The sequence below is a fragment of the Streptomyces sp. CO7 genome, from assembly GCF_053474865.1.
Window position 1 is genome coordinate 89,029 of sequence record NZ_JBRIOU010000001.1, and the last position, 1,920, is coordinate 90,948.

2 protein-coding genes and 1 pseudogene are annotated in these 1,920 nt (G+C 70.2%); 1 reads left to right on the forward strand and 2 read right to left on the reverse strand.

The window, feature by feature from the left end; translation table 11 throughout:
• On the reverse strand, nt 1–184 hold a 184-nt coding region (locus ACOV8S_RS00405), incomplete at its 3' end, for a hypothetical protein (protein WP_448315194.1).
• Nucleotides 185–517: 333 nt separating this feature from the next.
• Here ACOV8S_RS00405 and ACOV8S_RS00410 point away from each other — a divergent pair.
• Nucleotides 518–1,354 carry a DUF4190 domain-containing protein gene (locus tag ACOV8S_RS00410; protein WP_448315196.1) on the forward strand — a complete coding sequence of 279 codons (837 nt, stop codon included), beginning with the start codon at nt 518–520 and terminating at the stop codon, nt 1,352–1,354.
• A gap of 99 nt (nt 1,355–1,453) precedes the next feature.
• On the opposite strand, the pseudogene ACOV8S_RS00415 reads toward ACOV8S_RS00410, so the two are convergent.
• A pseudogene (locus ACOV8S_RS00415) lies at nt 1,454–1,920 on the reverse strand (hypothetical protein); the annotation flags it as partial.

Here is a 1,920-nt window from a genome sequence, read left to right on the forward strand (position 1 = left end):
GTGCGGCGCAGCGCGGCCTCGAACTCGTCGAGGGCGCGGAAACGGTCGCCGTGACGGCGATCTCCAGCCAGCGGACAAGCCGCTCGTGCACCAGCAGCAGGACGCCGCCTGCCTGGGCCGGAGCGGCGGCGAGACCTTGCGGGTGTGCGGCCACCTGTTGCCGGACCCGTTCCGACTCCCTCAATCGGTGTACCCGAGCGTAGCCACGGGATCATGGCGTACACGGAGCCTTGCTCCGTAAGTGTGTGCATGATGGTTGATCCGGTCCACACGTTTGCCGACACCATCTGGCGGAACGTCAGGTCGGACGCCGGAACCTCTCCGGAGCGGATCCGCCACCTCCCTCCTCACCCTGGACGCCCCCGCGGGACTGTTCACACTTGAGTCCCCGAATCATCACAAGACCGTCTCGGCGCTTGATTCTGGTTGATCGGGTTCACAACACGTGATCTCCTTGGGGTGCTGCACGTGGACACGACAACGGGCGGCGATCACGACCCTTGGAGGGGGAACCCTGATGTCCCAGCAGATGCCTTACGCGCCCGTACCGCCGCCCATGCCGCCGTACCAGCAGCCGCCGAAGAACGGCATGGGCACCGCCGGTCTGGTGTGCGGCATCATCGCCCTCATCCTCGCCGTCACGGTGATCCTCTCCGTGTTCGGCGGCGTCCTCGGCGTCCTCGCGGTGGTCTTCGGCGTCATCGGCATCAGCAAGGCGAAGGCCGGCGAGGCGACCAACAAGGGCGCGGCCGTCACCGGTGTGGTGCTCGGCGCCATCGCCGTCGTGGCCGCGGCCGCCATCACGATCGTCTCGGTCTTCGTGGTCAACAAGCTGGGCGACGACATCGCCAAGGACCTCGACCGGCTCGAGAAGGAGGCCGGCACGAGCGCCCCGCTGGACCCGGGCACCGAGGAGACCGCGGAAGAGGCGGGCGCCGAGGGCGAGGCCGCGGACGGCAAGCCCTTCACCATCGACCAGATGGCGGAGTGGGAGGACGGCGTCACCGTCAGCATCGACAAGATCGCCAAGTTCACTCCGAGCGACGTCTCCGCGGGCCATGAGAAGGGCAACGACGCGTACAAGGTGACGGTCGTCGTGGAGAACACCACCGGCAAGAACTACAAGCTGGCGAACCTCATGGTCGACGCGACCGCCGGCAAGAACGGCACCCCCGGTTCGCAGGTGTTCGACTTCGACTCCGACCTGGAGCTCAACGCGGGCACCGTCGCCCCGGGCAAGAAGGCCACCCTCGTCTACGGCTTCAGCGTCGAGGCGGGCGCCAAGACCATCGACCTGTCGGTCACCCCGGACTTCATGTCCGACCCGGTCGTCTGGGAGCTCAAGACCCCCTGACCCGCACGCCGCGCGACCGCCCACCGGTCGCCACCCTGACACGGCGAAAGGGCCGCCCCCACCGGGGCGGCCCTTTCGCCGTTCTGCGGCGAGGAGGTGTCAGACCGGGGGCAGGACGCCGTCGGTGAGGGCGTCGTAGGTGCCGCGGACGAGGCGGGCGCCGAGGGCGGCGGCCTGGCGCAGGGCGGCCTCGAACTCGTCGAGGGCGCGGAAGCGGTCGCCGTAGCGGCGCTGGTCCTCCAACGGAAGTCTGGGCACCCTCAGGCGGCGTACGTCGAGGCGGGTGGCGGTGGAGGCGAAGCTGCTGGCCCGGCGCTGGTTGGCGGTGCCCCGCAGGAATCCGGCGAGGAACCAGGGGTCGAGGGTGTCGGGGTCGGGCCGCAGCAGGACCAGATTGCGGCCGAGGACCGCGCCGGCCGCCTGGTCGTCGACCACACGGGCCACGGGCTCGCCCCCGAGCACGGGCAGCACGACGTCCCCGGCCCGCGTGAGGACCGTGTCCTCGCCGCCGGTGCCGTCGTCGGGCAGCGCACCGGAGGGGGCCGTGCCGGCGAGGACGTCGTGGT